The 26,218-nt window shown below is 68.9% G+C and carries 22 protein-coding genes and 2 rRNA genes; 9 read left to right on the forward strand and 15 right to left on the reverse strand.

Features of this window, described 5'->3' with window-relative positions:
* Nucleotides 1-90 precede the first annotated feature (90 nt).
* The 3 genes from OG429_RS10160 to OG429_RS10170 all read right to left on the reverse strand — a co-directional run bounded on the left by OG429_RS10160 (nucleotide 91) and on the right by OG429_RS10170 (nucleotide 6,207).
* A 23S ribosomal RNA gene (locus tag OG429_RS10160) occupies nucleotides 91-3,212 on the reverse strand.
* 282 nt (nucleotides 3,213-3,494) lie between these two features.
* Nucleotides 3,495-5,019, reverse strand: a 16S ribosomal RNA gene (locus OG429_RS10165).
* The 16S and 23S rRNA genes sit together here, the layout of an rRNA operon.
* A 546-nt stretch (nucleotides 5,020-5,565) precedes the next feature.
* Nucleotides 5,566-6,207, reverse strand: coding sequence for a DNA-3-methyladenine glycosylase (locus OG429_RS10170; protein WP_328924974.1), 642 nt, complete (start codon nucleotides 6,205-6,207; stop codon nucleotides 5,566-5,568).
* 122 nt (nucleotides 6,208-6,329) lie between these two features.
* On the opposite strand from OG429_RS10170, the gene OG429_RS10175 reads away from it, so the two are divergent.
* The 3 genes from OG429_RS10175 to OG429_RS10185 all read left to right on the forward strand — a co-directional run bounded on the left by OG429_RS10175 (nucleotide 6,330) and on the right by OG429_RS10185 (nucleotide 8,353).
* A complete protein-coding gene (locus OG429_RS10175) occupies nucleotides 6,330-7,112 on the forward strand; it encodes a sporulation protein (protein WP_328924975.1) in 783 nt (260 codons plus the stop codon).
* 53 nt (nucleotides 7,113-7,165) lie between these two features.
* The gene (locus OG429_RS10180; RefSeq protein ID WP_328924976.1) at nucleotides 7,166-7,699 is read left to right on the forward strand and encodes a YbhB/YbcL family Raf kinase inhibitor-like protein; all 534 of its coding nucleotides are present in this window, start codon (nucleotides 7,166-7,168) and stop codon (nucleotides 7,697-7,699) included.
* 150 nt (nucleotides 7,700-7,849) lie between these two features.
* Nucleotides 7,850-8,353 carry an HNH endonuclease gene (locus tag OG429_RS10185; protein WP_328924977.1) on the forward strand — a complete coding sequence of 168 codons (504 nt, stop codon included), beginning with the start codon at nucleotides 7,850-7,852 and terminating at the stop codon, nucleotides 8,351-8,353.
* A gap of 70 nt (nucleotides 8,354-8,423) precedes the next feature.
* Here the strand turns inward: OG429_RS10185 and OG429_RS10190 are convergent, their stop codons facing one another.
* From OG429_RS10190 to OG429_RS10205, 4 genes are all read right to left on the reverse strand, one after another.
* Nucleotides 8,424-9,194: a sulfite exporter TauE/SafE family protein gene (locus OG429_RS10190; protein WP_328924978.1), complete on the reverse strand. Its 771-nt coding sequence runs from the start codon at nucleotides 9,192-9,194 to the stop codon at nucleotides 8,424-8,426.
* An 89-nt stretch (nucleotides 9,195-9,283) separates the two neighbouring features.
* Nucleotides 9,284-10,270 carry an SPFH domain-containing protein gene (locus tag OG429_RS10195; RefSeq protein ID WP_328924979.1) on the reverse strand — a complete coding sequence of 329 codons (987 nt, stop codon included), beginning with the start codon at nucleotides 10,268-10,270 and terminating at the stop codon, nucleotides 9,284-9,286.
* Between the two features lie 84 nt (nucleotides 10,271-10,354).
* The gene (locus OG429_RS10200; protein ID WP_328924980.1) at nucleotides 10,355-10,786 is read right to left on the reverse strand and encodes an NfeD family protein; all 432 of its coding nucleotides are present in this window, start codon (nucleotides 10,784-10,786) and stop codon (nucleotides 10,355-10,357) included.
* Nucleotides 10,787-10,837: 51 nt separating this feature from the next.
* The gene (locus tag OG429_RS10205) at nucleotides 10,838-11,635 is read right to left on the reverse strand and encodes an ABC transporter ATP-binding protein (RefSeq protein WP_328924981.1); all 798 of its coding nucleotides are present in this window, start codon (nucleotides 11,633-11,635) and stop codon (nucleotides 10,838-10,840) included.
* A gap of 133 nt (nucleotides 11,636-11,768) precedes the next feature.
* On the opposite strand from OG429_RS10205, the gene OG429_RS10210 reads away from it, so the two are divergent.
* A complete protein-coding gene (locus OG429_RS10210; protein ID WP_328924982.1) occupies nucleotides 11,769-12,554 on the forward strand; it encodes a hypothetical protein in 786 nt (261 codons plus the stop codon).
* A gap of 96 nt (nucleotides 12,555-12,650) precedes the next feature.
* Here OG429_RS10210 and OG429_RS10215 read toward each other — a convergent pair whose 3' ends face one another.
* The 3 genes from OG429_RS10215 to OG429_RS10225 all read right to left on the reverse strand — a co-directional run bounded on the left by OG429_RS10215 (nucleotide 12,651) and on the right by OG429_RS10225 (nucleotide 14,833).
* Nucleotides 12,651-12,896 (reverse strand): chaplin, encoded by a 246-nt coding sequence (locus tag OG429_RS10215; protein ID WP_328930220.1) that lies wholly within the window; start codon nucleotides 12,894-12,896, stop codon nucleotides 12,651-12,653.
* A 148-nt stretch (nucleotides 12,897-13,044) separates the two neighbouring features.
* Entirely contained in the window at nucleotides 13,045-13,695 is a 651-nt protein-coding gene (locus OG429_RS10220; protein ID WP_328924983.1) for a response regulator transcription factor, read from the reverse strand.
* A complete protein-coding gene (locus OG429_RS10225; RefSeq protein ID WP_328930221.1) occupies nucleotides 13,688-14,833 on the reverse strand; it encodes a GAF domain-containing sensor histidine kinase in 1,146 nt (381 codons plus the stop codon). The genes OG429_RS10220 and OG429_RS10225 overlap by 8 nt, the downstream gene beginning before the upstream one ends.
* A gap of 173 nt (nucleotides 14,834-15,006) precedes the next feature.
* Between OG429_RS10225 and OG429_RS10230 the strand changes: the two genes are divergently transcribed.
* The 3 genes from OG429_RS10230 (at nucleotide 15,007) to OG429_RS10240 (ending at nucleotide 17,918) form a co-directional block, all read left to right on the forward strand.
* Nucleotides 15,007-15,732 (forward strand): SDR family NAD(P)-dependent oxidoreductase, encoded by a 726-nt coding sequence (locus tag OG429_RS10230; protein WP_328924984.1) that lies wholly within the window; start codon nucleotides 15,007-15,009, stop codon nucleotides 15,730-15,732.
* Between the two features lie 98 nt (nucleotides 15,733-15,830).
* Entirely contained in the window at nucleotides 15,831-16,901 is a 1,071-nt protein-coding gene (locus tag OG429_RS10235; protein WP_328930222.1) for an S-adenosylmethionine:tRNA ribosyltransferase-isomerase, read from the forward strand.
* 309 nt (nucleotides 16,902-17,210) lie between these two features.
* Entirely contained in the window at nucleotides 17,211-17,918 is a 708-nt protein-coding gene (locus tag OG429_RS10240; protein ID WP_328924985.1) for a transglycosylase SLT domain-containing protein, read from the forward strand.
* Nucleotides 17,919-18,007: 89 nt separating this feature from the next.
* Here the strand turns inward: OG429_RS10240 and OG429_RS10245 are convergent, their stop codons facing one another.
* Nucleotides 18,008-20,533: an ABC transporter ATP-binding protein/permease gene (locus OG429_RS10245; protein WP_328924986.1), complete on the reverse strand. Its 2,526-nt coding sequence runs from the start codon at nucleotides 20,531-20,533 to the stop codon at nucleotides 18,008-18,010.
* Nucleotides 20,534-20,782: 249 nt separating this feature from the next.
* Between OG429_RS10245 and OG429_RS10250 the strand changes: the two genes are divergently transcribed.
* On the forward strand, nucleotides 20,783-22,327 hold the full coding sequence (locus OG429_RS10250) for a streptophobe family protein (RefSeq protein WP_328924987.1): 1,545 nt from the start codon (nucleotides 20,783-20,785) through the stop codon (nucleotides 22,325-22,327).
* A 139-nt stretch (nucleotides 22,328-22,466) separates the two neighbouring features.
* On the forward strand, nucleotides 22,467-23,666 hold the full coding sequence (gene serB / locus OG429_RS10255) for a phosphoserine phosphatase SerB (RefSeq protein WP_328924988.1): 1,200 nt from the start codon (nucleotides 22,467-22,469) through the stop codon (nucleotides 23,664-23,666).
* A gap of 84 nt (nucleotides 23,667-23,750) precedes the next feature.
* Here serB and OG429_RS10260 read toward each other — a convergent pair whose 3' ends face one another.
* The 4 genes from OG429_RS10260 to OG429_RS10275 form a co-directional block, all read right to left on the reverse strand.
* Nucleotides 23,751-24,272 (reverse strand): SixA phosphatase family protein, encoded by a 522-nt coding sequence (locus OG429_RS10260; RefSeq protein ID WP_328924989.1) that lies wholly within the window; start codon nucleotides 24,270-24,272, stop codon nucleotides 23,751-23,753.
* 109 nt (nucleotides 24,273-24,381) lie between these two features.
* Nucleotides 24,382-24,621 (reverse strand): hypothetical protein, encoded by a 240-nt coding sequence (locus OG429_RS10265; protein ID WP_328924990.1) that lies wholly within the window; start codon nucleotides 24,619-24,621, stop codon nucleotides 24,382-24,384.
* A gap of 145 nt (nucleotides 24,622-24,766) precedes the next feature.
* Nucleotides 24,767-24,886: an SGM_5486 family transporter-associated protein gene (locus OG429_RS10270; protein WP_328924991.1), complete on the reverse strand. Its 120-nt coding sequence runs from the start codon at nucleotides 24,884-24,886 to the stop codon at nucleotides 24,767-24,769.
* Nucleotides 24,887-24,891: 5 nt separating this feature from the next.
* A complete protein-coding gene (locus OG429_RS10275; RefSeq protein ID WP_328924992.1) occupies nucleotides 24,892-26,202 on the reverse strand; it encodes a CynX/NimT family MFS transporter in 1,311 nt (436 codons plus the stop codon).
* Nucleotides 26,203-26,218: the final 16 nt, after the last annotated feature.

Consider the following 26,218-nt stretch of genomic DNA (forward strand, 5'->3'; position numbering starts at 1 on the left):
GCGAACAAGCACACTTTGTAGTTATGTTCTAGCTCTAGAAACCAGCAACTGTTCGTTGCTTCAGAACTAACACAGTGGACGCGAGCAACTGAGGACAAGCCCTCGGCCTATTAGTACCAGTCAGCTTCACCCGTTACCGGGCTTCCACATCTGGCCTATCAACCCAGTCGTCTACTGGGAGCCTTACCCTCTCAAGGAGGTGGGAATACTCATCTTGAAGCAGGCTTCCCGCTTAGATGCTTTCAGCGGTTATCCCTCCCGAACGTAGCCAACCAGCCATGCCCTTGGCAGGACAACTGGCACACCAGAGGTTCGTCCGTCCCGGTCCTCTCGTACTAGGGACAGCCCTTCTCAATATTCCTACGCGCACAGCGGATAGGGACCGAACTGTCTCACGACGTTCTAAACCCAGCTCGCGTACCGCTTTAATGGGCGAACAGCCCAACCCTTGGGACCGACTCCAGCCCCAGGATGCGACGAGCCGACATCGAGGTGCCAAACCATCCCGTCGATATGGACTCTTGGGGAAGATCAGCCTGTTATCCCCGGGGTACCTTTTATCCGTTGAGCGACGGCGCTTCCACAAGCCACCGCCGGATCACTAGTCCCGACTTTCGTCCCTGCTCGACCCGTCGGTCTCACAGTCAAGCTCCCTTGTGCACTTACACTCAACACCTGATTGCCAACCAGGCTGAGGGAACCTTTGGGCGCCTCCGTTACCCTTTGGGAGGCAACCGCCCCAGTTAAACTACCCATCAGACACTGTCCCTGATCCGGATCACGGACCGAGGTTAGACATCCAGCACGACCAGAGTGGTATTTCAACGGCGACTCCACAACCACTGGCGTGGCTGCTTCAAAGTCTCCCACCTATCCTACACAAGCCGAACCGAACACCAATATCAAACTGTAGTAAAGGTCCCGGGGTCTTTCCGTCCTGCTGCGCGAAACGAGCATCTTTACTCGTAGTGCAATTTCACCGGGCCTATGGTTGAGACAGTCGAGAAGTCGTTACGCCATTCGTGCAGGTCGGAACTTACCCGACAAGGAATTTCGCTACCTTAGGATGGTTATAGTTACCACCGCCGTTTACTGGCGCTTAAGTTCTCAGCTTCGCACACCCGAAAGTGCACTAACCGGTCCCCTTAACGTTCCAGCACCGGGCAGGCGTCAGTCCGTATACATCGCCTTACGGCTTCGCACGGACCTGTGTTTTTAGTAAACAGTCGCTTCTCGCTGGTCTCTGCGGCCACCCCCAGCTCACGGAGCAAGTCCGATCACCAGTGATGGCCCCCTTCTCCCGAAGTTACGGGGGCATTTTGCCGAGTTCCTTAACCATAGTTCACCCGAACGCCTCGGTATTCTCTACCTGACCACCTGAGTCGGTTTAGGGTACGGGCCGCCATGAAACTCGCTAGAGGCTTTTCTCGACAGCATAGGATCATCCACTTCACCACAATCGGCTCGGCATCAGGTCTCAGCCTTAATGAGGGACGGATTTGCCTACCCCTCGGCCTACACCCTTACCCCGGGACAACCACCGCCCGGGCTGGACTACCTTCCTGCGTCACCCCATCGCTTACCTACTACAAGTCTGGTTCGTCGGCTCCACCACTTTCCTTTCCCCGAAGGGTCCGGAACGGCTTCACGGACTTAGCATCGCCTGATTCGATATTGGGCGTTTCAAAGCGGGTACCGGAATATCAACCGGTTGTCCATCGACTACGCCTGTCGGCCTCGCCTTAGGTCCCGACTTACCCTGGGCAGATCAGCTTGACCCAGGAACCCTTAGTCAATCGGCGCACACGTTTCTCACGTGTGTATCGCTACTCATGCCTGCATTCTCACTCGTGAACCGTCCACAACTAGCTTCCGCTGCTGCTTCACCCGGCACACGACGCTCCCCTACCCATCACAGCGGGCGTTGGCCCTATTGCTGCAATGACACGACTTCGGCGGTACGCTTGAGCCCCGCTACATTGTCGGCGCGGAATCACTTGACCAGTGAGCTATTACGCACTCTTTCAAGGGTGGCTGCTTCTAAGCCAACCTCCTGGTTGTCTCTGCGACTCCACATCCTTTCCCACTTAGCGTACGCTTAGGGGCCTTAGTCGATGCTCTGGGCTGTTTCCCTCTCGACCATGGAGCTTATCCCCCACAGTCTCACTGCCGTGCTCTCACTTACCGGCATTCGGAGTTTGGCTAAGGTCAGTAACCCGGTAGGGCCCATCGCCTATCCAGTGCTCTACCTCCGGCAAGAAACACACGACGCTGCACCTAAATGCATTTCGGGGAGAACCAGCTATCACGGAGTTTGATTGGCCTTTCACCCCTAACCACAGGTCATCCCCCAGGTTTTCAACCCTGGTGGGTTCGGTCCTCCACGAAGTCTTACCTCCGCTTCAACCTGCCCATGGCTAGATCACTCCGCTTCGGGTCTAGAGCGTGCAACTCAATCGCCCTATTCGGACTCGCTTTCGCTACGGCTTCCCCACACGGGTTAACCTCGCTACACACCGCTAACTCGCAGGCTCATTCTTCAAAAGGCACGCAGTCACGACCGTTGTTCCGAAGAACAACGGCGACGCTCCCACGGCTTGTAGGCACACGGTTTCAGGTACTATTTCACTCCGCTCCCGCGGTACTTTTCACCATTCCCTCACGGTACTATCCGCTATCGGTCACCAGGGAATATTTAGGCTTAGCGGGTGGTCCCGCCAGATTCACACGGGATTTCTCGGGCCCCGTGCTACTTGGGAGATGAGCAAGCAAGCCGCTGATGTTTCGTCTACGGGGGTCTTACCCTCTACGCCGGACCTTTCGCATGTCCTTCGACTACATCAACGGTTTCTGACTCGCCGACCGGCCGGCAGACCGGTCAAGCTCATTCCCACAACCCCGCATGCGCAACCCCTGCCGGGTATCACACGCATACGGTTTGGCCTCATCCGGTTTCGCTCGCCACTACTCCCGGAATCACGGTTGTTTTCTCTTCCTGAGGGTACTGAGATGTTTCACTTCCCCTCGTTCCCTCCACACTGCCTATGTGTTCAGCAGTGGGTGACAGCCCATGACGACTGCCGGGTTTCCCCATTCGGACACCCCCGGATCAAAGCTCAGTTGGCAGCTCCCCGGGGCCTATCGCGGCCTCTCACGTCCTTCATCGGTTCCTGGTGCCAAGGCATCCACCGTGCGCCCTTAAAAACTTGGCCACAGATGCTCGCGTCCACTGTGTAGTTCTCAAACAACGACCAGCCACCCATCACCCCACCAGACAAGCTGGCGAGTTCACTGGGGCCGGCACTGAAGATCAACCTTACGGCCGTACCTTCAGGACCCAACAACGTGCCAGGCACGATCCCGTCCACTGTCACTGTGTTCCACGCCGAAGCAGTACTTACAGGAAGTTTCAGAAACCGTGCCAACTAATCAACGTTCCACCCATGAGCTGACCGTGCAGAACGTTTGTCTGCAATCGGTACTGTGCTCCTTAGAAAGGAGGTGATCCAGCCGCACCTTCCGGTACGGCTACCTTGTTACGACTTCGTCCCAATCGCCAGTCCCACCTTCGACAGCTCCCTCCCTTACGGGTTGGGCCACCGGCTTCGGGTGTTACCGACTTTCGTGACGTGACGGGCGGTGTGTACAAGGCCCGGGAACGTATTCACCGCAGCAATGCTGATCTGCGATTACTAGCAACTCCGACTTCATGGGGTCGAGTTGCAGACCCCAATCCGAACTGAGACCGGCTTTTTGAGATTCGCTCCACCTCACGGTATCGCAGCTCATTGTACCGGCCATTGTAGCACGTGTGCAGCCCAAGACATAAGGGGCATGATGACTTGACGTCGTCCCCACCTTCCTCCGAGTTGACCCCGGCGGTCTCCTGTGAGTCCCCATCACCCCGAAGGGCATGCTGGCAACACAGGACAAGGGTTGCGCTCGTTGCGGGACTTAACCCAACATCTCACGACACGAGCTGACGACAGCCATGCACCACCTGTATACCGACCACAAGGGGGGCACTATCTCTAATGCTTTCCGGTATATGTCAAGCCTTGGTAAGGTTCTTCGCGTTGCGTCGAATTAAGCCACATGCTCCGCTGCTTGTGCGGGCCCCCGTCAATTCCTTTGAGTTTTAGCCTTGCGGCCGTACTCCCCAGGCGGGGAACTTAATGCGTTAGCTGCGGCACCGACGACGTGGAATGTCGCCAACACCTAGTTCCCAACGTTTACGGCGTGGACTACCAGGGTATCTAATCCTGTTCGCTCCCCACGCTTTCGCTCCTCAGCGTCAGTAATGGCCCAGAGATCCGCCTTCGCCACCGGTGTTCCTCCTGATATCTGCGCATTTCACCGCTACACCAGGAATTCCGATCTCCCCTACCACACTCTAGCTAGCCCGTATCGAATGCAGACCCGAGGTTAAGCCTCGGGCTTTCACATCCGACGTGACAAGCCGCCTACGAGCTCTTTACGCCCAATAATTCCGGACAACGCTTGCGCCCTACGTATTACCGCGGCTGCTGGCACGTAGTTAGCCGGCGCTTCTTCTGCAGGTACCGTCACTTTCGCTTCTTCCCTGCTGAAAGAGGTTTACAACCCGAAGGCCGTCATCCCTCACGCGGCGTCGCTGCATCAGGCTTTCGCCCATTGTGCAATATTCCCCACTGCTGCCTCCCGTAGGAGTCTGGGCCGTGTCTCAGTCCCAGTGTGGCCGGTCGCCCTCTCAGGCCGGCTACCCGTCGTCGCCTTGGTGGGCCATTACCCCACCAACAAGCTGATAGGCCGCGGGCTCATCCTTCACCGCCGGAGCTTTCAACCCCCGCCCATGCAGGCAGGAGTGGTATCCGGTATTAGACCCCGTTTCCAGGGCTTGTCCCAGAGTGAAGGGCAGATTGCCCACGTGTTACTCACCCGTTCGCCACTAATCCACCCCGAAGGGCTTCATCGTTCGACTTGCATGTGTTAAGCACGCCGCCAGCGTTCGTCCTGAGCCAGGATCAAACTCTCCATGAATGTTTACCCGTAATCGGGTGCACACATCACTTAGAGCGGGCACGTCATGTCGGAATATGACCGACGCGCCACAACGTCCTCGCTGTGTTGTTGCCTGCAAGTGCTCCACGAGGAAGCCTCACAGGTCTTTTTCAAAGGAACCTCATCCACCGAAGTGGACGGGGTATCAACTTCTGGCGTTGATTTTTGGCACGCTGTTGAGTTCTCAAGGAACGGACGCTTCCTTTGTACTCACCCTCTCGGGCTTTCCTCCGGGCTTTCGTTCTGTGTTCTTGCGTTTCCAACTCTACCAGATCATTTCCCCGCCGTTTCCGGCTTGGATTTGAATTCAGTGACCGTTGGAGGTCTTTGCCTTTCGGCGCTCCACCACATTAGCGCTTATCCCTTGCGGCTCATAATCGAGCCACCGGCGGGGAATTCGGGCATGCCGAATAGAACCCCGCCAGGGGTAGATCGCAGTGAGTGGGTTGGCCGCTCCGGGAGGCTGCTGATAGCAGTGACCCGTTCAAGCGGCTCGGACTACGTTAGGCGTCCGGTAGGGCCGAGTCAAGTTGAGCGGCGGCGTGGCGCGTGGGCGCGGTAGGGGCTCACCGTCGGGTCGTGGGTGATCCAGAACCGGTAGGGGTGAGTGGCGCCGGCGCCGCCCACTCCCGTGCGCGGGCCGCTGCTGACCTGGTCGGGCGAGGTGGGGGTGCCCGTAAGAAGGGAGAGGGGGGAATCGGGGCCCCCGCAGAGGTCGGTGCCGTCGAGGGAGCGGTCCACATCCAGGGCGGCGGCCAGGCGGGCCGGACCCTTGGCCAGTTCTCTCGGGTATCTGGCGGAAACTCGGCGTTTGGCGGCCAGGTCGGCGCCCACCGTGACCTCGCCCGCGCGCACCAGGATCCCGCTGGCGTGGCCGGGCGGGCCGCACACCAGGTTGAGGCTGAACCACATGCCGTAGATGAAGTAGACGTAGGCGTGTCCGGGCGGTCCGAACATCGATGCGTTGCGTGCCGTACGGCCGCGGTAGGCGTGGGAGCCCGGGTCGGACTCCCCTTCGTACGCCTCCACCTCCGTGATGCGCAGTTCGATGGGGCCGTCCGGGGTACGGCGGACCAGGGTGCGGCCGAGGAGCTCCGGGGCCACGGTGAGGACCGGGCGGTCGAAGAAGGTCCGGGGCAGGGGCGTACGGTCGGGGCGCGCGCTCATCCGGTCGAGCGTAGTGGAACGCGTGCACCTGCAACCGGGGCCTAAGGTTCCGCGTCTGAGAGCGTGTTTTCGCAAGCGGTAGTAGCGGCGTAGTCGCCAGATCGTTCAAGGGGAGTTTGAGCATGGGGTTCAAGAAGCTGTTCGCGAGCCTGGGTGCCGGTGGTGCTTCGGTGGACACGATCATCACCGAGCCGAACGTCGTGCCGGGCGGGATCGTCCAGGGCGAGGTCCGGATCCAGGGCGGTTCCGTGGAGCAGCAGATCGAGGGGCTGTCCGTCGGGCTGCAGGCGCGGGTGGAGGTGGAGGGCGGTGACCAGGAGTACAAGCAGGACGTCGTCTTCACCAAGCAGCGCCTCGGCGGTGCCTTCAAGGTGCAGGCCGGCGCGGTGCACGTGGTGCCCTTCGGGCTGGAGATCCCCTGGGAGACGCCGATCACCCACTTCGGGGGTCAGCACCTGCGCGGGATGAACATCGGGGTCAGCACCGAGCTGGAGATCGCGCGGGCGATCGACGCGGGTGACCTCGACCCGATCAACGTGCACCCGGTGCCGGCGCAGCAGGCGATCCTCGACGCGTTCCGGCAGCTGGGCTTCTCGTTCCGCAGTGCGGACATGGAGCGCGGGCACATCCGCGGGACGCGGCAGACGCTGCCCTTCTACCAGGAGATCGAGTTCCTGCCGCCGTCGCAGTACCGCGGGCTGAACCAGGTCGAGCTGACCTTCGTCTCGGACGGCCGGGAGATGGACGTCGTCCTGGAGATGGACAAGAAGCCGGGGCTCTTCAGCGAGGGCAGCGACACCTACCGCTGCTTCCAGGTGGGCCTGCAGTCGTACCAGGGCACCGACTGGGCGGCGTACCTGAACCAGTGGATCGCGTCCGTCGGTTCCCAGCGCAACTGGTTCTAGGCTCCTAGGCTCGGACCGGTACGCGTATCCGATTCCGAGCAGGAGGGTCAGCAGTGACCGAGCAGAGCAGGGCTCCTCTTCCGCACGACTTCCACCCCGAGGTGCACGAGTTCACCGTGACCAGTACGGATCTGGCGCCCGGTGCGGATCTGGGCGACGCCCAGGTCAAGTCGGGCGGGGACGTCTCGCCGCAGCTGCGGTGGGAGGGGTTCCCGAAGGGGACGAAGAGCTTCGCCGTGACGTGCTTCGACCCGGACGCGCCCACGGGCAGCGGGTTCTGGCACTGGGTGCTCTTCGATCTGCCGGCCTCGGTCACCGAGCTGCCGGCCGGGGCGGGCAGCGGGAAGTTCGAGGGGCTGCCCGCCGGGGCCGTGCACGTGCGGAACGACTACGGCACCAAGGACTTCGGCGGGGCGGCGCCGCCGGCCGGGGAGCGCCACCGGTACGTCTTCACCGTGTACGCGGTCGATCAGGAGAAGCTCGGCCCCGGCGAGGACGTCTCCCCCGCCGCGGTCGGCTTCAACCTGCGGTTCCACACGCTCGGGCGGGCCCAGCTGATCGGCGAGTACGAAGCCCCCGCGCGCTGATCTTTTCTCCCGGTGTTTGCCCGGTCCTGGTCTAAAGGCGGCCAGGACCGGGCATTTTTATTGCGTTGTCCCGCGTGGCGCGCGCGGCCAGAGTGGTCGCGGGCCCTACCGCAAGGGTGGTCGCGGGCCTGCACACGGGAGGTGGGCGAGATGCGGGACACGCTGGTACTGAATGCGAGCTTCGAGCCGCTGTCGACGGTGACGCTGAACCGGGCTGTGGTCCTGGTGCTCCAGGACAAGGCCGTGGTCGAACAGTCGCATCCCGAGTTGCGCGTGCGCGCGGCCACCATGGAGCTTCCGATGCCGCGGGTGATCAGGCTCTGCAGGTATGTCCGGGTGCCCTTCCGAAGACATGCTCCCTGGTCGCGGAGGGGGGTGTTGGTCCGGGACCAACACCGGTGCGCCTACTGCGGGAAGCGCGCGACGACCGTGGACCACGTGCTGCCCAGGGCCCAGGGGGGCGGGGACACCTGGCTGAACACGGTGGCCTCCTGCGCCGAGGACAACCACCGCAAAGCGGCCCGGACTCCGGAGGAGGCGGGGATGCCGCTCCTCCGGAAGCCCTTCGTGCCGTCTCCTGCGGACGCCATGCTGCTCGCCCTCGGGGTGGCCGGGCAGGATGCGCTGCCGGAGTGGCTGGAGCGCTCCGCCTAGGCGTGTGCCCCGGCTGTCCCCGGCTACCGCGTAGCCGGGGACGTTGGGCGACGTAACTCTGCTACGTCGTTCAGCGGACCAGCAGCTGGACGATGGCGATGACGCCGACCGTGACGATGACCGCGCGCAGGGCGGTCGGCGGGAGGCGTCGGCCGACCTTGGCGCCGATCTGGCCGCCTATCGTGGAGCCGACGGCGATGAGGGCGACGGCCGTCCAGTCGAATTCTGCGACGAAGAGGAAGACGACGGCCGCGATGCCGTTCACCAGGGCGGCGATGACGTTCTTCACGGCGTTGATCCGTTGCATGTCCTCGCGGAGCAACAGGCCCATCAGGCCGAGGTAGAGCACGCCCTGGGCGGCCCCGAAGTAGCCTCCGTACGCGCTGGCCAGCAGCATCCCGGACAACAGCACGGGTCCGCCGTCGGGGTGGCCGGTGTCGCCTCCCGCGGCCTCCTGGCGCCGGCGCAGGGCGGCGGCGAGCCGGGGCTGGAGGACGACGAGCACGAGGGCGAGTCCGATGAGGACGGGCACGATCGTGTCGAAGGAATCGGACGGCAGGGTGAGGAGCAGGACGGCGCCCGCGAGTCCGCCGACGAGGGACACGGCGCCGAGCCGCACGATGCGGGCGCGCTGGCCCTGGAGCTCCTTGCGGTAGCCGATGGCGCCGCTGATCGAACCGGGCACCAGGCCGAGGGTGTTGGACACGTTGGCGGTGACCGGCGGCAGGCCGGTGGCGAGCAGCACCGGGAAGGTGATCAGGGTGCCGGAGCCGACGATGGTGTTGATGGTGCCCGCGCCGATGCCGGCGGCGAAGACCGCGAGTGATTCCCAGATGGACATGGACTGTGCCATCCCCTTTGCATGAGTGAGTCGCCTCCCCGCCATGAAGGTCGAGGGGCCACTCCGATCATGCAGGAGGGGGTGACGGGTCAGTCGATGGGGGGCTGTTCGCGGCGGTCCGCGGCGTCCTTGTCGCGGGCTGCGGGAATGCCGCCGCCGTCCTTGCCGGAGTTCTGCGGGTTGAAGCCCGAACCGCTGCCCATGGGGCCGAAGTTGCCCATGGCTCCGGAGAGGCCCTTGAGGGCGTCGCCGATCTCGCTCGGCACGATCCAGAGCTTGTTGGCGTCGCCTTCGGCGATCTTCGGGAGCATCTGGAGGTACTGGTAGGCGAGGAGCTTCTGGTCGGCGTCTCCCGCGTGGATGGACTCGAAGACCGTACGGATGGCCTGGGCCTCGCCCTCGGCGCGCAGGGCGGCCGCCTTGGCCTCACCTTCGGCGCGGAGGATGGAGGACTGCTTCTCGCCCTCGGCGCGCAGGATCTCGGACTGGCGGACGCCTTCGGCCTGGAGGATCGAGGCGCGCTTGTCGCGGTCGGCGCGCATCTGCTTCTCCATCGAGTCCTGGATGGAGGTCGGCGGCTCGATGGCCTTGAGCTCGACGCGGTTGACGCGGATGCCCCACTTGCCGGTGGCCTCGTCGAGGACGCCGCGCAGGGCCGCGTTGATCTCCTCGCGGGAGGTCAGGGTCCGCTCCAGGTCCATGCCGCCGATGATGTTGCGCAGCGTGGTGACGGTGAGCTGCTCGATGGCCTGGATGTAGCTGGCGACTTCGTACGTCGCAGCGCGGGCGTCGGTCACCTGGTAGTAGATGACCGTGTCGATGTTGACGACCAGGTTGTCCTGGGTGATGACCGGCTGCGGCGGGAACGGCACGACCTGTTCGCGCAGGTCGATGCGGTTGCGGATGGAGTCGATGAACGGGACGACGATGTTGAGGCCCGCGTTGAGCGTGCGCGTGTAGCGGCCGAAGCGCTCGACGATGGCGGCGCTGGCCTGTGGGATCACCTGGATCGTCTTGACCAGTGCGATGAAGACCAAAGCCACCAGAATGATCAGGACGATGATGATCTCTGACATGCGGTTCCCCGTGCCCTTCCGGCTGTCTGTGCTGCCCCGTTGAACGGAGTCTCGCAGACCCGCGGGCTGCGAGCAGGCTGCTTGTCACATGACGACGGCGGTCGCCCCGTCGATCTCCACGACGTCCACGGACTGGCCGGGCTCGAAACTGCTGTCCGCGTCGAGGGTGCGCGCGGACCAGATCTCGCCGGCGAGCTTGATGCGGCCGTCGGTGCCGTCGACGCGTTCGAGGACGACGGCGCTGCGGCCCTTCAACGCGTCGATGCCGCTGCGGTGTTGGGGCCGCTGGTCGCGGTGCCGGTTGGCGATCGGCCGGATGACGGCGATCAGCGCGACCGACACGGTCACGAAGACCAGGACCTGGGCCACCACTCCCCCGCCGACGGCCGCCGTGACGGCGGCCGCCACCGCTCCGACGGCGAACATGCCGAACTCCGGCATCGCCGTCAGGACGAGGGGGATGCCCAGTCCGACCGCCCCTATGAGCCACCACACCCATGCGTCGATGTCGTCCACATGGTCATGGTAGGTCCGGTGGGCGCGGTCGGGACAGGGTGCGGGGGCTCGTTACTGGCCGAGGGGCAGACCCTGCGCGGTCCAGCGGTCGTTCCCGTTGCGCTCGACGACCAGCGGGAGGCCGAAGCAGAGCGACAGGTTGCGGGAGGTCAGTTCGAGGTCGATCGGGCCCGCGGTGACGACCTTGCCCTGACGGATCATCAGGACGTGGGTGAAGCCGGGGGCGATCTCCTCGACGTGGTGCGTGACCATGACCATGGAGGGCGCGAGCGGGTCGCGGGCGAGGCGGCCGAGGCGCCGTACGAGGTCCTCGCGGCCGCCCAGGTCCAGGCCCGCGGCGGGCTCGTCGAGGAGCAGCAGCTCGGGGTCGGTCATCAGGGCGCGGGCGATCAGCGTGCGCTTGCGCTCGCCCTCGGAGAGGGTGCCGAACTTCCGGTCGAGGTACTCGGTCATGCCGAGGCGGTCGAGGAAGGCGCGGGCGCGCTGCTCGTCGACCTCCTCGTACTCCTCCTGCCAGGTCGCCGTCATGCCGTAGGCGGCGGTGAGGACGGTCTGCAGGACGGTCTGCCGCTTGGGCAGCTTGTCGGCCATCGCGATACCGGCGATGCCGATGCGGGGGCGCAGCTCGAAGACGTCCACCTTGCCGAGGGTGCTGCCGAGGATGGTGGCGGCGCCCTTGGTCGGGAAGAGGTAGCTGGAGGCGAGGTTCAGCAGCGTGGTCTTGCCGGCACCGTTGGGGCCGAGGATCACCCAGCGCTCCCCCTCCTTCACCGACCAGGAGACCTGGTCCACCAGAGCCCGGCCCTCGCGGACCACGGATACGTCCACCAGCTCCAGAACATCGCTCATGAGCGTGTTGTCACCCCTTGCAGTCACGGTTCTCTGTGCGCCGGCAGGCGCAGCCCCAGGGGAAAACCTACGCCACTCACGGACGGGTCCGGGGCCGGGGCCGGGCCATGCGGCGGGTCCGTAGAGTTGAGGGATGCTTTTCGAACCACGTTCAGGGCGGTTGGCCGCCTGGGGGAACGCGTTGCTGGCCGGTCTGGTCTCGCCCGACGAGGCCGTGTCGTCGATCGTGGGCGGGGACGCCGTGCACCGGGTGGCGGGGCTGCCCGGGGAATCGGGTCCGGTGGGTCTCACGCTGGCGCTGGGGCGGATGCGGGCGCTGGGGGCGACCGGGCTGCGGGTCGCGCTGCCTGCGCCGGGGCATCCGCTGGGACTGAGCGGGCCGCCGGAGTTCAACGCGCGGGCATTGGAAGCCGAGGAGGCGGTCGTCGCGGTGGGTGCGGCGCTGGGGCTCGTGCCGGAGGTGTCCGAGGCCGGGCCCGAGGGGGACGTGCACGTGTCGGTGACCTGGCACTGCCTGCCGGTACGGGAGGCCCCGCCGGCGGACGTGCCGTCGCTGGGCGAGGCGGAGCGGGAGCTCGCGGAGGCGCTGCGCGAGGCGACCGTGGTGCTGACGCGGCTGGACGTGGCGGCGTCGGGGCCGGTGGCGGACGCGGCGCTGTCGGCGTACCGGGCGCGGGCGGAGGCGGGACGGGAGGTCCTGGCCCCGGGCTATCCGCCGCGGGCGGTGCGGGTGCTGGCGCTGGCGCAGCGCGTGGACCTGATGGTTTCGCTGGCGTACGAGAACGGGCACGGGGGTGCGGTGGCCGCCTCGGAGATGGCGGCGCGGGCCGAGGCCTTGCGGCCGGTGGAGCGGGTGACCCGGCGGGCCCTCGTCGCGGCGTACAACGCGGCCGTCGAGGAGCGTGAGCGGGGCCGCTAGGGCCTGTCGTCACAGGGCCTGTCGTCGCCGCGCGGGGACGGCGGCGGCCCCGCTTCCCGGGGAGAAGGTGGAAGCGGGGCCGCGGTCAGGCGGGGGTCAGGCGTTCACACCCGTGTTGCCGAAGGCCGGGTTGAGCAGGCCGATCACGGTGACCGTGTTGCCCACCACGTTCACGGGGACGTGCACCGGGGCCTGGATCAGGTTCCCGGAGGCCACGCCGGGCGAGTTCAGGGCCTCGCCCTCCGCGGACGCACCGCCGTGCGCCGAGGAGACACCGGCGCCGGCGGCGAGGAGGCCGCCCGCGATCATGGTGACGGCTGCGGCCTTCTTGAAGTTCTTCACGTTCTCGTCCTCCAGTACGTCTGCCGCGACCAGCCGTCGCGACACGCCATGGAGAACGGTCACCCGGCGGTCCGGATACGCCATGTGGGCTACATACACCCGACCGTATGAATCTCAGTCCGGAATGAGACGGTCCGGTTCACCCCGTTCACTCGGCGAGCCCGTGCCTGACCGCCCACAACGCGGCCTGCGTCCGGTCGGACAGGTCCAGCTTCATCAGGATGTTCGAGACGTGGGTCTTGACCGTCTTCTCGGAGAGGACGAGCGCGCGGGCGATCTCGCGGTTGGAGCGGCCGTCCGCGATGAGGCCCAGCACCTCGCGCTCCCGATCGGTCAGTGAGCCCGGCCGGCCGGCCGAAGGGCTCTGCTCCTCCTGGGAGAGCAGGGTCACCGCCACCTCGGGCTGGAGGAGGACGTGGCCGGCGTGGACGGAGCGGATGGCTCCGGCCAGGGCGTCGGGATCGATGTCCTTGTAGACGTATCCCGCGGCGCCGGCCCGCAGGGCGGGGATCACGGTCCGCTGCTCCGTGAAGCTGGTGACGATCAGCACCCGGGCCGGGTTCGCCAGCTCGCGGAGCCTGCGCAGCGCCTCGATGCCGTCGGTGCCCGGCATCTTGACGTCCATGAGGATCACGTCGGGCCGCAGCTCCTCGGCGCGGGCGACGCCCTCCTCGCCGTCGGAGGCCTCTCCGACCACCTCGATGTCGTCCTGGACCTCCAGGAAGGTGCGCAGGCCCCGGCGGACCACCTGGTGGTCGTCGACCAGCACCACTCGGATCCGGCTGGGGGTGTCAGCCACCGGGGACCTCCATCTCGATCGTGGTGCCCTTGCCGGGCTCCGAGTGCACGGTGAGCCGGCCCCCGACACCGCTCGCGCGGTCCCGCATGGAGACCAGGCCCAGGTGGCGGCCGGCGCTGCGGACGGCCTGGGGGTCGAAGCCCTTGCCCGAGTCGACGACCTTGAGGACCGCTCCCCCGGCGGGGCCCTTCGCCAGTGTGACCTCGACCCGGTCCGCCCCCGAGTGGCGCAGGGCGTTGTGGAGCGCCTCCTGGGCGACCCGCAGGAGCGCCTCCTCCTGGGTCGCGGGGAGGGCCCGTACGCCGTCACAGGTGAAGGTGACGTGCGCGGTGTGGGCGCGGTCGAGTACGTGGACCTGGGTGCGCAGGGTCGCGATCAGGCCGTCCTCGTCCAGGGCGGCCGGGCGCAGCTCGGTCACGGCGGCGCGCAGCTCGTCGGCGGCCTCCGCGGCCAGTACGGCGACCTGCTGGAGCTCGTCCTTGGCCCGGTCCGGATCCCGGTCCACGAGGGCGGCGGCGGCCTGGGCGGTGAGGCGCAGCGAGAAGAGCTTCTGGCTGACGGCGTCGTGCAGCTCGTGGGCGAGCCGGGAGCGTTCTTCGGCGATGGTGAGCTCGCGGCTGCGCTCGTAGAGCCGGGCGTTGGTGAGGGCGATCGCGGCGTGCTGGGCGAGGAGGGAGAGGAGCTCCTCGTCCTCGTCGGTGAAGCCGTGCCTGCCGCCCGGGGCGCTCTTCTTGTTGGCGAGGAACAGGGCGCCGAGGATCTCCTCGCCGTCCCGGACGGGCAGGCCCAGGAAGTCGGACATCTCGGGGTGGGCCGCGGGCCAGCCCTCGAAGCGCGGGTCCTTGCGTACGTCGGCCAGCCGCTCGGGGCCGTCCTTGTGGAGCATCGCGGCGAGGATGCCGTGCTGGCGCGGCAGCGGGCCGATGCGGCGCCACTGCTCGGCGCTGATGCCGTCCACGACGAACTGGGCGAAGCCGCCGTGGTCGTCCGGGACGCCCAGGGCCGCGTACTCGGCGTCCAGGAGCTCGCGGGCGGAGACGACGATCGTGCGCAGGACGTCGCGGACCTCCAGGCGGCGGCTCATGGCGAGCAGCGCGGTGCTGACGGCGGCCAGGCCGCTGCGGGGGCCGCCGTACACGGGACTACCGGTCATGGCCTCACCGTACCGGCGGGCGTGACCTGCGGGATCGGGCGGTGGACGTAGGTCCAAGGGACGTGTGCGGGTGGGGCCCGCGACCGACGCGGCGGCGGGTGCGGGCTTCCTACGTTGGGGGCATCTGCTGATCGGGACGGAAGGCGAGGGGTGCGGTCATGTCGGTGGCGATCGTGACGGGGGCGTCGAGGGGACTGGGCCGGGCGCTGGCCGGGGAGCTGGCGGCACGGGGCTGGGACCTGGTGCTGAGTGGGCGGGGCGCGGCGGCGCTGGAGGAGGCGGCGGCCGGGCTGGAGCGGGCGGGAGGGGAGACGGGCGGGAGGGCGGGGAGGGTCGTGGCGGTGGCGGGGGACGTGTCCTCGGGGGAGCACCGGGCGGCGCTGCTGGCGTCGGCGCGGGAGCTGGGCGGGCTGGACCTGCTGGTGAACAACGCGGGGGTGCTGGGGGCGGAGCCGCTGGTGCCGCTGGCGGTCCATCCGCTGGACGGGCTGCGCGAGGCCTTCGAGGTGAATGTGGTCGGGCCGCTGGGGCTCCTCCAGGAGGGGCTGGCGCTGCTGCGGGCCTCGGCGGCCGGGGCGGTGCTGAACATCAGCTCGGACGCCGCGGTGGTTCCGTACGCCACGTGGGGTGCGTACGGGGCCACCAAGGCGGCCGGGGACCTGCTGTCGGCGGTGCTGGCGGTGGAGGAGCCGGGGCTGCGGGTGTGGTGGGCGGACCCGGGTTCGATGCGGACGCGGATGATGGCGGCGGCCGAGCCCGGGGAGGACCTGGCGGGGCTGCCGGCGCCCGAGGAGGTGGCGCCGGTGCTGCTGCGGCTGGTGGCGGACGGGCTGCCGAGCGGGCGGTACACGGCCGAGGGGCTGGCGGCGGGGGCGGGGCGGTGAGCGGAGCGGCGAGTGGGGCCGTGAGCAGAGCCACGAGCGGGCGCCCGGCACCACGAGGGACGAGTCCCCGCACAAGGACGAGTCCCTATATAAGGGACATTCCGCCGGACCTTCTGGCCCGGGTGCCGGCCGAGCAGCGCGGGCCGGGTCTGGGCCGGGACGCGGTGCGGCTGCTGGTCTCACGGGGCAGTACGGAGGTGTCGCTGCACGCCTTCCGGGAACTGCCGGAGCTGCTGCGCGCCGGGGACGTGCTGGTGGTCAACACCTCGGCCACGCTCGCGGCCGCCGTGGACGCCCGGCTGGGCGGCGAGGCGGTGGTGGTGCACTTCTCGACCCGGGGCGACCGGGGGTACCCCCGGACGGAGTCCGGGGGAGGACGGTGGTCCGTGGAGCTGCGGACCCCGGCCGGCGGGGGCACGACCGGGCCGCGCGCCGGGGGCCCGGCCGGGTCGGTGGCGCAGCTGCCGGGCGGGCACCGCCTCGTACTGGAGGAGCCCCTCGCGGCGGGGGCGGACCGGCTGTGGTGGGCGCGGCCCTCGACGGACGACGTTCCCGGCCTGCTGCGGGCGTACGGGCGGCCGATCCGGTACGCCTACACGGAACGGGACCAGCCGCTGTCGGCGTACCAGACGGTGTTCGCCGTGCCGCAGGCCGACGGGGCGGGGTCGGCGGAGATGCCGAGCGCCGGCCGGCCCTTCACCGCGGAGCTGGTGGCGCGGCTAGTGAGCCGGGGGGTGCAGTTCGCGCCGCTGACCCTGCACACGGGCGTGGCCTCGCAGGAGGCTCACGAGCCGCCGTACCCGGAGCGGTACGAGGTGCCGGCGGCCACGGCGTGGCTGGTGAACGCCGCCCGGGCGACGGGCGGGCGGGTGATCGCGGTGGGGACCACGGCGGTACGGGCCCTGGAGTCCGCCGCGGACCCGCGGGGGGTGGTGCGCCCGGCCGCCGGCTGGACGGACCTGGTGGTGACGCCGGAGCGCGGGGTGCGGGTGGTGGAGGGGCTGCTGACCGGGCTGCACGAGCCGGAGGCGTCCCATCTGCTGATGCTGGAGGCGGTCGCGGGGCGTGCGGCCGTACAGCTCGGGTACGCGGAGGCGGTGGCCCGTCTCTGCCTCTGGCACGAGTTCGGGGACGTCCACCTCCTCCTCAGGGATGACAGCCGTCACTGAATGCATTGCTGGAGCAACGCGTGGTGAGAACGGCGTAAGGGCGATGTGAGCCCCGGCATAGGACCCACATCACTTACGAAGCTCCCTAGTGGAAAAGTGCAGGTCCCGTCAGGGCGGACGGGCGTAGCGCCGGGGCCGGAAATCGGGCCTCGGCGCCCGCCCCTGATCCACTAAGCGGGATCGTACGTCACACCTTTGCCACAGGATTTTGCCGCCGCTAAGAATTACTCCCGTCGCACAGCACCGCGGATCCCCGGATCCACAAAGCGCCTTCCTGCGACTCCCGCTATTCGAAGAGGTTGCCCCGCCATGTCTGCTTCCCGCACCCCCGGTCACAGTCGTCTGACGAAGGCACACAAGCTGTCCATCGCCGGTGCCGCCACGCTGAGCGCCGCCGCCGTCGCCTTCTCCCTCGTCCCGGCCGGTGCCGCGGAGGCCGAGACCATCTCCGCCGCCCCCGTCGCCTGGTCCCAGGCCGTGAACGGCGCGCAGACGAAGGCGCTGTACGGCCACCTCTCCACGCAGCACGTCATCGCCGACGCGAACGCCAAGGCCGTCGCCGCCAAGGCCAAGGCCAAGGCCGACGCCGACGCCAAGGCCAAGGCCGCCGCCAAGGCCAAGGCCGAGGCCGCCGCGAAGAAGGACCGCGCGCAGAAGGCGACCGCGAGCCGCTCCGCCGCCCGCACCCCCGTCTTCGCGAACAACCTGGACGGCTGGATCAAGGAAGCCCTCTTCATCATGAAGAAGGAGGGCATTCCGGGCACCTACGCCGGAATCCACAAGAACATCATGCGCGAGTCCAGCGGCAACCCGATGGCGATCAACAACTGGGACATCAACGCCCAGAACGGCATCCCCAGCAAGGGTCTGCTCCAGGTCATCTACCCGACCTTCAAGACGTACCACGTCAAGGGCACCAAGTTCGACCAGTACGACCCGGTCGCCAACATCGTCGCCGCCTGCAACTACGCGGCCGACCGCTACGGCTCGATGGACAACGTCAACAGCGCCTACTAGGACGCCGACGGCATCAAAGCCCCCCACGCGCCTCAGGGCGGCCCCCGGAACACCGGGTGCCGCCCTGAGGCGTTTCGCGCGTACGCGGACTACTTGCCGGCGCGCATGACCTCCGGCTCGTGACGGCGCAGCAGGCGCTGCACCGCGAAGCCGCAGGCGATGCCGAGGAGCAGCAGGATGATGATGTCCACGCTCCACTGGCCGACCGTGTGCTCCCACAGCGGGTCGGTGTTGGTCGGGTTCTGCTGGTCCCACGGCGGCATGAGCACGCCGAGGTTCAGCGTGGTGCCGGCGGCGGCGACGGCCCAGCGGGACGGCATCAGCCAGGCGAACTGCTCCAGGCCCGGGGAGTCGTACACCTGGAAGAGGATGCCGGTGAAGACGACCTGGATGATCGCGAACATGACCAGCAGCGGCATCGTCTTCTCGGCGGTCTTCACCAGCGAGGAGATCACCAGGCCGAACATCATCGAAGTGAAGCCGAGCGCGGTGACCGAGAGGCAGAGCTCGACGGCCGGGGGCATGAGCAGGCCCTCGGTGGGCAGGTCGCGCGGGGTGAAGCCGATGGCGCAGATGACCACGCCCTGGACGGCCGTGATGAAGCCGAGGACGATCACCTTCGACATGAGGTACGCCGACCGGGACAGACCGGTGGCGCGCTCGCGCTCGTAGATGACCCGTTCCTTGATCAGCTCACGGACCGAGTTCGCGGCGCCCGAGAAGCACATGCCGACACAGAGGATCAGCATGATCGTGCCGGCGTCGCCGTTGAACCGGGACGGCGGCTTCGGCGGCGCGAGGCCGAAGGTCGCCGGGATGACCGTCGAGACCACGCCGAGGACCGCGGGCAGGATCAGCATCAGGGCCATGAAGCCCTTGTCGGACGCGATCACCGAGACGTAGCGGCGGATCAGGGTCCACAGCTGGTCGCCCCAGCCCTGTGCCTTCGGCGGCATCATCTGCTGCGGCGGCATCGCGACGGCCTGCGGCGCGACCGCGTCGAGGTCGGCGGCGTACAGCTGGTAGTGCTGCGAGCCCTTCCAGCGGCCGGCCCAGTCGTAGTCGCGGTAGTTCTCGAACGCCGAGAAGACGTCCGCCCACGTGGTGTAGCCGAAGAAGTTCAGCGCCTCGTCCGGCGGGCCGAAGTACGCGACCGAGCCGCCCGGAGCCATGACCAGCAGCTTGTCGCAGAGCGACAGCTCGGCGACGGAGTGGGTGACGACGAGGACCGTGCGGCCGTCGTCGGCGAGGCCGCGCAGCAGCTGCATGACGTCGCGGTCCATGCCCGGGTCGAGGCCGGAGGTCGGCTCGTCCAGGAAGATCAGCGAGGGCTTGGTGAGCAGCTCCAGGGCCACGGACACGCGCTTGCGCTGACCACCGGAGAGCGCGGTGATCTTCTTGTCCTTGTGGATGTCGAGCTTGAGCTCGCGCAGGACCTCGTCGATGCGGGCTTCGCGCTCGGACGCGGCGGTGTCGCCGGGGAAGCGGAGCTTGGCCGCGTACTTGAGGGCCGTGCTGACCCTCAGCTCCTTGTGCAGGATGTCGTCCTGCGGGACCAGGCCGATGCGCTGGCGGAGCTCCGCGAACTGCTTGTACAGGTTGCGGTTGTCGTAGAGGACGTCGCCCTCGTTGGCGGGCCGGTAGCCGGTCAGCGCCTTGAGCAGCGTCGACTTTCCGGAACCGGACGGGCCGATGACGCCGATGAGCGACTTCTCCGGCACGCCGAAGGTGACGTCCTTGAGGATCTGCTTGCCGCCGTCGACCGTGACCGTGAGGTGGCGGGCCGAGAAGGAGACCTCGCCGGTGTCGACGAACTCCTCGAGGCGGTCGCCGACGATCCGGAACGTCGAGTGGCCGACGCCGACGATGTCGTTCGGACCGAGCAGCGCGGTACCGGACTTGGCCAGCGGCTGGCCGTTGACGTAGGTGCCGTTGTGGCTGCCGAGGTCGTGGATCTCGAACCGGCCGCCGGGCATCGAGCGGAACTCGGCGTGGTGGCGCGAGACCTGGAGGTCGGAGACCACCAGTTCGTTCTCCAGCGCACGGCCGATCCGCATGACGTGACCCAGCGACAGCTGGTGGAACGTCGTCGGGCTGCGGTCGCCCCCGTGGTGCGCGGCACCCTGCGCCGGGCGGGCCGCGGCGGGGCCGCCGCCCTGCTGGTGCGGGAAGTGCGGCGCCTGCTGCGCCTGCTGCGCGTGCTGCGGCTGTTCCCAGGCCTGCTGCTGAGGCTGCTGCTGCGGCGCCTGGTAGGCGGGCGCCTGCGGCTGGGCGTACGCCTGGGCCTGCTGGGCCTGCTGGGCCACGGCCGGCTGGGGCGCCGCGGCACCGACAGGATTCAGCCGCGGGCCGTCGGTGGCGTTGCCCAGGTGGACCGGCGTGCCGGGCACGAGTTCGGCCTGCTGCACCCGGGCCCCGTGCACGTAGGTGCCGTTGGTGCTGCCGTGGTCCTCGATTCCCCAACCACGGCCGTTCCAGCTGATGGTGGCGTGACGCCAGGACACCCGGGCGTCATCGATCACCACGTCTCCCTGGGGGTCGCGCCCCAGCGAGTACGACCTGGACGGATCGAGCGTCCAGGTCCTTCCATTCAATTCCAGTACGAGTTCCGGCACTCCAGCCCCACTTAAGTCCCCCGAGAATCCCCCATGACGTCAGGGAGTCTAGGGATGGCGAACATCCGGGGGAACTATTTCAGGCCCACGGCCACATGTGGGAATCCGGGCCTTGCCAGGGCGTCTACGACTGCCCGTTGACGAGGGCGAAAGTCACCCGGAGAGTGAGATACGGGACTTCTCGACCGAGCTTCTCGACCGGGCGTCCCACCCGGACCGCTCCGCTCGGCTCGCATCGGGGGACCGCTCATGCGCCGCATCCGTTGGGGAGACGTCCTGCTGTCCGCCGTCGCCGCCGTGGGCTGGTCGCTGGTGGTGATGATGGTGGTCGCGGCGCTCGGGCTCCACCTGCTGGGCGCCGACGGTACGGGAGGCTCGCTCGGGGCGATGACCGCGGCCGTGGTCGTCCTGGCCGTGGGCGGCACCGTGACCCCTTCCGGCGATCTGCCGGTCCTCGGGGTGGCGGGGGCGGGCGCCGAGGCCTCACTGGACGTCGTGGCGTTGGGTGTGGGGCTGGCCGGGGCCCTCGTCCTGGCGCGGCTGTTCCTGCGGTCGGTACGGGTCGGGGCCGCCGCCGAGACGGCCGCCCGGGTGGTGGTGGTCGCGGCGCTGCTCGTCACCGTGGCGGGCGCGCTGGCCTGGGTCGGGCACGATGTCGTCACCCTCGACGGGGCCGTGCTGCCGAGGACCCCGGCGAAAGTGGAGATCCCCGGGATCGGGGACATCGGCGGGCTGCTCCCGGACCGCGTCGGGGACCTGATCGGGCCACGGGCCCGGGTGGGGTTCTCGGTGGAGCCGGGGCCGACGCTGCTGGGCGCGGGGGTGTGGGCGGTGGCGGTACCGGCACTGGCCCTGCTGATCTCGCGGCGCGGGCCCGCCCCGCTCGCGCGGCTGCGGCCGGCCGTCTCGGCGGTGGTGACGATGCTGCTGGTGGCGGTGGCGGCCGGACTGGCTGCGGCGGTGTGGGCGGCGCTGGGCGACGAGCACCCCGGACGGGTGCTGGGGGCGGCGCTGCTGGGCGCGCCGAACGGGAGCTGGGCGGGGGTCCTTCTCGGGCTCTTCGTCCCACTGAGCGGCCGGGCCTCGGGGGCGTCGGCCCGGGTGCTGCCGGATCCGCTGGACGAGCTGCTGACGGGCTCCGCGCGGGAGCCGGTGACGGTGGCGCGCCTGGCGGAGTACGACGGGCGGGTCTGGCTGCTGGTCGCGGGGGCGGCGCTGCTGCTGCTCTGCGCGGGGGTGCTGGCCGCCGTACGGACTCCGGGGCGCGGGATCGCGGGGTGCGCGGCGCGGCTGTCGGCCGTGACCGGGGTGGCTCTGGCGGGGCTGGTGTGGCTGACCGGGTTCTCGGCGGATGCGTCGCTGGCGGTACTGGGGGTGGACGCGGTGGACGCCGGGGTGGAGCTGCGGGGGTCGGTCCCGCTCGCCCTGGCGCTGGGCGCGGCCTGGGGCGCGGCGGCGGGCGCGGCGGGCGCCCTGCTGACCCGGCGCCGCCGGAGCCGCCTGCCGGAGGCGGGGCCGGGCTCCGGCGCGGCCGCAGCCGGCGTCCCGGCGTGGCCCGACCCCGGCGCGCCGACGGCCGCGTACGGCCGGGGGCCGGCGCCGGGCCGGGTGCAGCCGTACCCGGATCCGGATGTCTCCTGGGACGTGACGGTCACCGGCATCCCGCCGCGGCCGCCGAAGCCGCCGAAGCCGGCCCGGCGGCCGCCCTTCACCCCGCCTCCCCCGCCGGGAGCACCGCCGCCGCCGAAGCCTCCGGGGCCTCCGGGGCCTCCGGGGCCTCCGGGGCCGCGGTGACCGCCCCGGCTCCGACGGACGGAGTCCGGCGCAGCGGCCCGCCGAGGAAGAGCCCGGAAGAGCGCGGAAGAGCGCGGCGCGTTCACGACGTGGGACGGGGGTCCTGTCCTGGGGGCGGGGAAGATACGGTGAGGGCACCATGAGCGCTTCGCAGACCTCCGACGTCCCCACCCTCCTCGTCAAGATCTTCGGCAAGGACCGTCCCGGGATCACCGCCGGGCTGTTCGACACCCTCGCCGCCTACTCCGTCGACGTCGTCGACATCGAGCAGGTCGTCACCCGGGGCCGCATCGTCCTGTGCGCCCTCGTCACCAAGCCCGCCGGCGGCGCCGAGGGCGAGCTGCGGGCCACCGTCCACAGCTGGGCCGAGTCGCTCAAGCTGCAGGCCGAGATCCTTTCCGGTACCGGCGACAACCGGCCGCGCGGCAGCGGCCGGTCCCACGTCACCGTGCTCGGGCACCCGCTCACCGCCGAGTCCGCGGCGGCCATAGCGGCCAGGATCACCGCGACCGGCGGCAACATCGACCGCATCTTCCGCCTCGCCAAGTACCCGGTGACGGCGGTGGAGTTCGCCGTCTCCGGCACCGAGACCGAGCCCCTGCGCACCGCGCTTGCCACCGCCGCCGCGCAGATCGGCGTGGACGTGGCCGTCGTCTCGGCCGGGCTGCACCGCCGGGCCCAGCGCCTGGTCGTGATGGACGTGGACTCGACCCTGATCCAGGACGAGGTCATCGAGCTCTTCGCCGCGCACGCCGGGTGCGAGGCGGAGGTCGCCGAGGTCACCGAGCGCGCGATGCGCGGTGAGCTGGACTTCGAGCAGTCGCTGCACGCCCGCGTGGCGCTGCTGGCCGGACTGGACGCCTCCGTCGTCGACAAGGTCCGCGCCGAGGTGCAGCTGACCCCGGGCGCCCGGACCCTGATCCGTACGCTGAAGCGGCTCGGCTACCAGGTGGGCGTGGTGTCCGGCGGTTTCACCCAGGTGACGGACGATCTGCGGGAGCGGCTGGGGCTCGACTTCGCCTCCGCCAACACGCTGGAGATCGTCGACGGGAAGCTGACGGGCCGGGTGACCGGCGAGATCGTGGACCGGGCGGGCAAGGCCCGGCTGCTGCGCCGCTTCGCCGCGGAGGCCGACGTACCGCTGTCGCAGACGGTGGCCATCGGCGACGGCGCCAACGACCTGGACATGCTGAACGCGGCCGGGCTGGGCGTGGCCTTCAACGCCAAGCCGGTGGTCCGCGAGGCCGCGCACACCGCGGTGAACGTGCCCTTCCTCGACGCGGTGCTCTACCTGCTCGGGATCACCCGCGAGGAGATCGAAGCCGCCGACCTGGCCTGATCCGCTCCGTACGCAGACACGGGAGGGCCCCGGCAGCCGCACCGGCCGCCGGGGCGCTTCCACGTCAGGGGTCCTCGGGCCCGGTCAGTGGTCCTTGGGCGTCCAGAAGTCGACCAGTGTGCCCACGCCGTGCTCCAGGGACTTCCACGAGCCGGTGAAGGAGACGACGGCGAGGGCCGCGGTCGGGAATCCAGTCCGGGTCATCCGCGCCAGCGTGTCGTCCTGCGCGCGCCCGGAGAGGGCGTCGGCGAGGGCGTGCATGCCGGGGTTGTGGCCGATGACGAGGAGGTCGGTGACCTCGTCGGAGGTCTCGTTCAGCAGGGCGATGAGCTCGCCCAGCGAGGCGTCGTAGAGCCTCTCCTCGTACGAGGTCTTCGGCCGGTGCGGCATCTCCTGGACGGCGAGCTTCCAGGTCTCGCGGGTGCGGGCTGCGGTGGAGCAGAGGGCCAGGTCGAAGGCGATGCCGGTTTCGGCGAGCTTCAGACCGACGGCCGGTGCGTCCTTGCGGCCCCGTTCCGCCAGCGGGCGGTCGTGGTCGGACACCTCAGGCCAGTCGGCCTTGGCGTGCCGGAGGAGGGCGATCCTGCGGGTTGTGTCGGCGCTCATGGCTCCCAGCTTCGCATGAAACGGGCCACGGGGCGCAGGGTGTTGAAGGCCCTCACACGGTGGTGGGGCAGACCCCGGCGCACCCCGGCGCACCCCGGGCGTACGTGGTTCAGCCGACGGCGCGCAGGAGCTGCTGGGTGACGTGGATCAGCCCGGTGGCCTCGCCGGTGGCGGCGTGGGCCTCGCCGGATCCGGCGAGGAGGAGCAGCAGGAGGCCGAAGGCGAGCGCGGGCAGGGCCAGGGCCCACCAGTGCAGGCGGGCGTCGGCGCCGTGCCGGGTGCCGGCGGCGGCCCGGGCGGCGGCTCGGGGGCCGGACGGGAGGGAGCGGGTGTGCGTGGGGGCCGACATGGCCGCCTCCGGGGTGCTGACGGGGACTGGCTCGCTCCTTCGAATCTATGGATCCGAAGGAGCGGTTCCCATCCGGGGCGCACCCCAGTTCACCCTGACCCTGGCCCCCTAGGGGTTGGTGGGGATAACCCCACCAGCCTCCCGGTCAGGGGGAGGCGATCGACGCGATGACGGAGATGATCACGGTCACGACGAGCATCGCGCCGAGCACGAGGCCGAGCTTCCTGCGGCCGTGCTGCGGGTTCGGGTCAAGTACGGGCGACATGCCGCTCAGTCTCGCATGCCGCATTCGTCCTCGATCGTGCGGTCCCGTCCGGCCAGGACCCCGAGCGCGATCTGCGGGACGAGCAGTCCGGCCATGAGGGCGAGGGGCAGGTCCCAGCCGCCGCTGTGCTGGTAGAGGGTGCCGATGACCAGGGGCCCGGGGATGGAGATGAGGTAGCCGGTGCTCTGGGCGAAGGCGGAGAGCTTGACGACGCCGGCCGGGGACTTGGCGCGCAGTCCGATCATCGTGATGACGAGGGGGAAGGCGCAGTTGGAGACGCCGAGCAGGAGCGCCCAGGCCCACGCGCCCGCGGCCGGGGCGAAGTAGAGCCCTAGGTACCCGGCGAGGCCGAAGAGGCCGAGGGTGACGGCGATGGGGCCCTGGTTCCGCATCCGGCCGGCCAGGCCGGGGATGACGAAGGCGAGCGGGACGCCCATGACCATGGTGAGGGCGAGCAGTACGCCGGCGGTGGAGGCGGAGACGCCGGCGTCGCGGAAGATCTGCGGGAGCCAGCCCATGGTGACGTACGCGCCGGTGGCCTGGAGGCCGAAGTAGCAGGCCAGGGCCCAGGCGGTGCGGCTGCGGACGACCCGGGGACCGGTGTCGGCCCGTACGGCGGTCCCCTCCCCGGAGCCGACGGCCGCGGCCTCGGCCCGTGCGGCGCGCCGCGAGGCGCGGGCGATGGGCAGCCAGGGCAGTACGGCGACCAGTGCGAGCACGGCCCAGATCATCAGGCCGGTGCGCCAGCTGCCGCCGAGGGCGCCGGTCAGCGGGACGGTCGCGGCGGCGGCGAGCGAGGTGCCGGCGGCCAGCGCCATGGAGTACAGGCCGGTCATCGTGCCGACCCGGTCCGGGAAGTAGCGCTTGACGATCACCGGGAGCAGGACGTTGGTCACGGCTATGCCGGCCAGGGACAGCGCGCTGGCGGCGAGGAAGGCGGCCGCGTTGTCCGCGAAGGGGCGGATCAGCAGGCCCGCGGCGACGGCGGCCATGCCGGCGCAGACGACGGCGGCCGGGCCGAAGCGGCGGGACAGCCGGGGCGCGGTGACGCCGAAGACGGCGAAGCAGAGGGCGGGGACGGAGGTGATGAGTCCGGCGACGGTGCCGCTCATGCCGAGGCCCGTGCGGGTCTCCTCGAAGAGGGCGCCGAGGCTGGTGATGGCGGGCCGCAGGTTGAGGGCGGCCAGCACGATTCCGACGATGAGCACCGGACCGAGCCACGTGGGGGCGACGTGGACGGGGGCGGGAAGAGGCCGGTCGGGGGCGGTGCGCACGACCGGCGGGCGGTTCATGGTCTGGAGTTCTTCGTCGGGCATTCAACCATCATAGAAT

Source organism: Streptomyces sp. NBC_00190 (genome assembly GCF_036203305.1).
GTDB lineage: Bacteria > Actinomycetota > Actinomycetes > Streptomycetales > Streptomycetaceae > Streptomyces.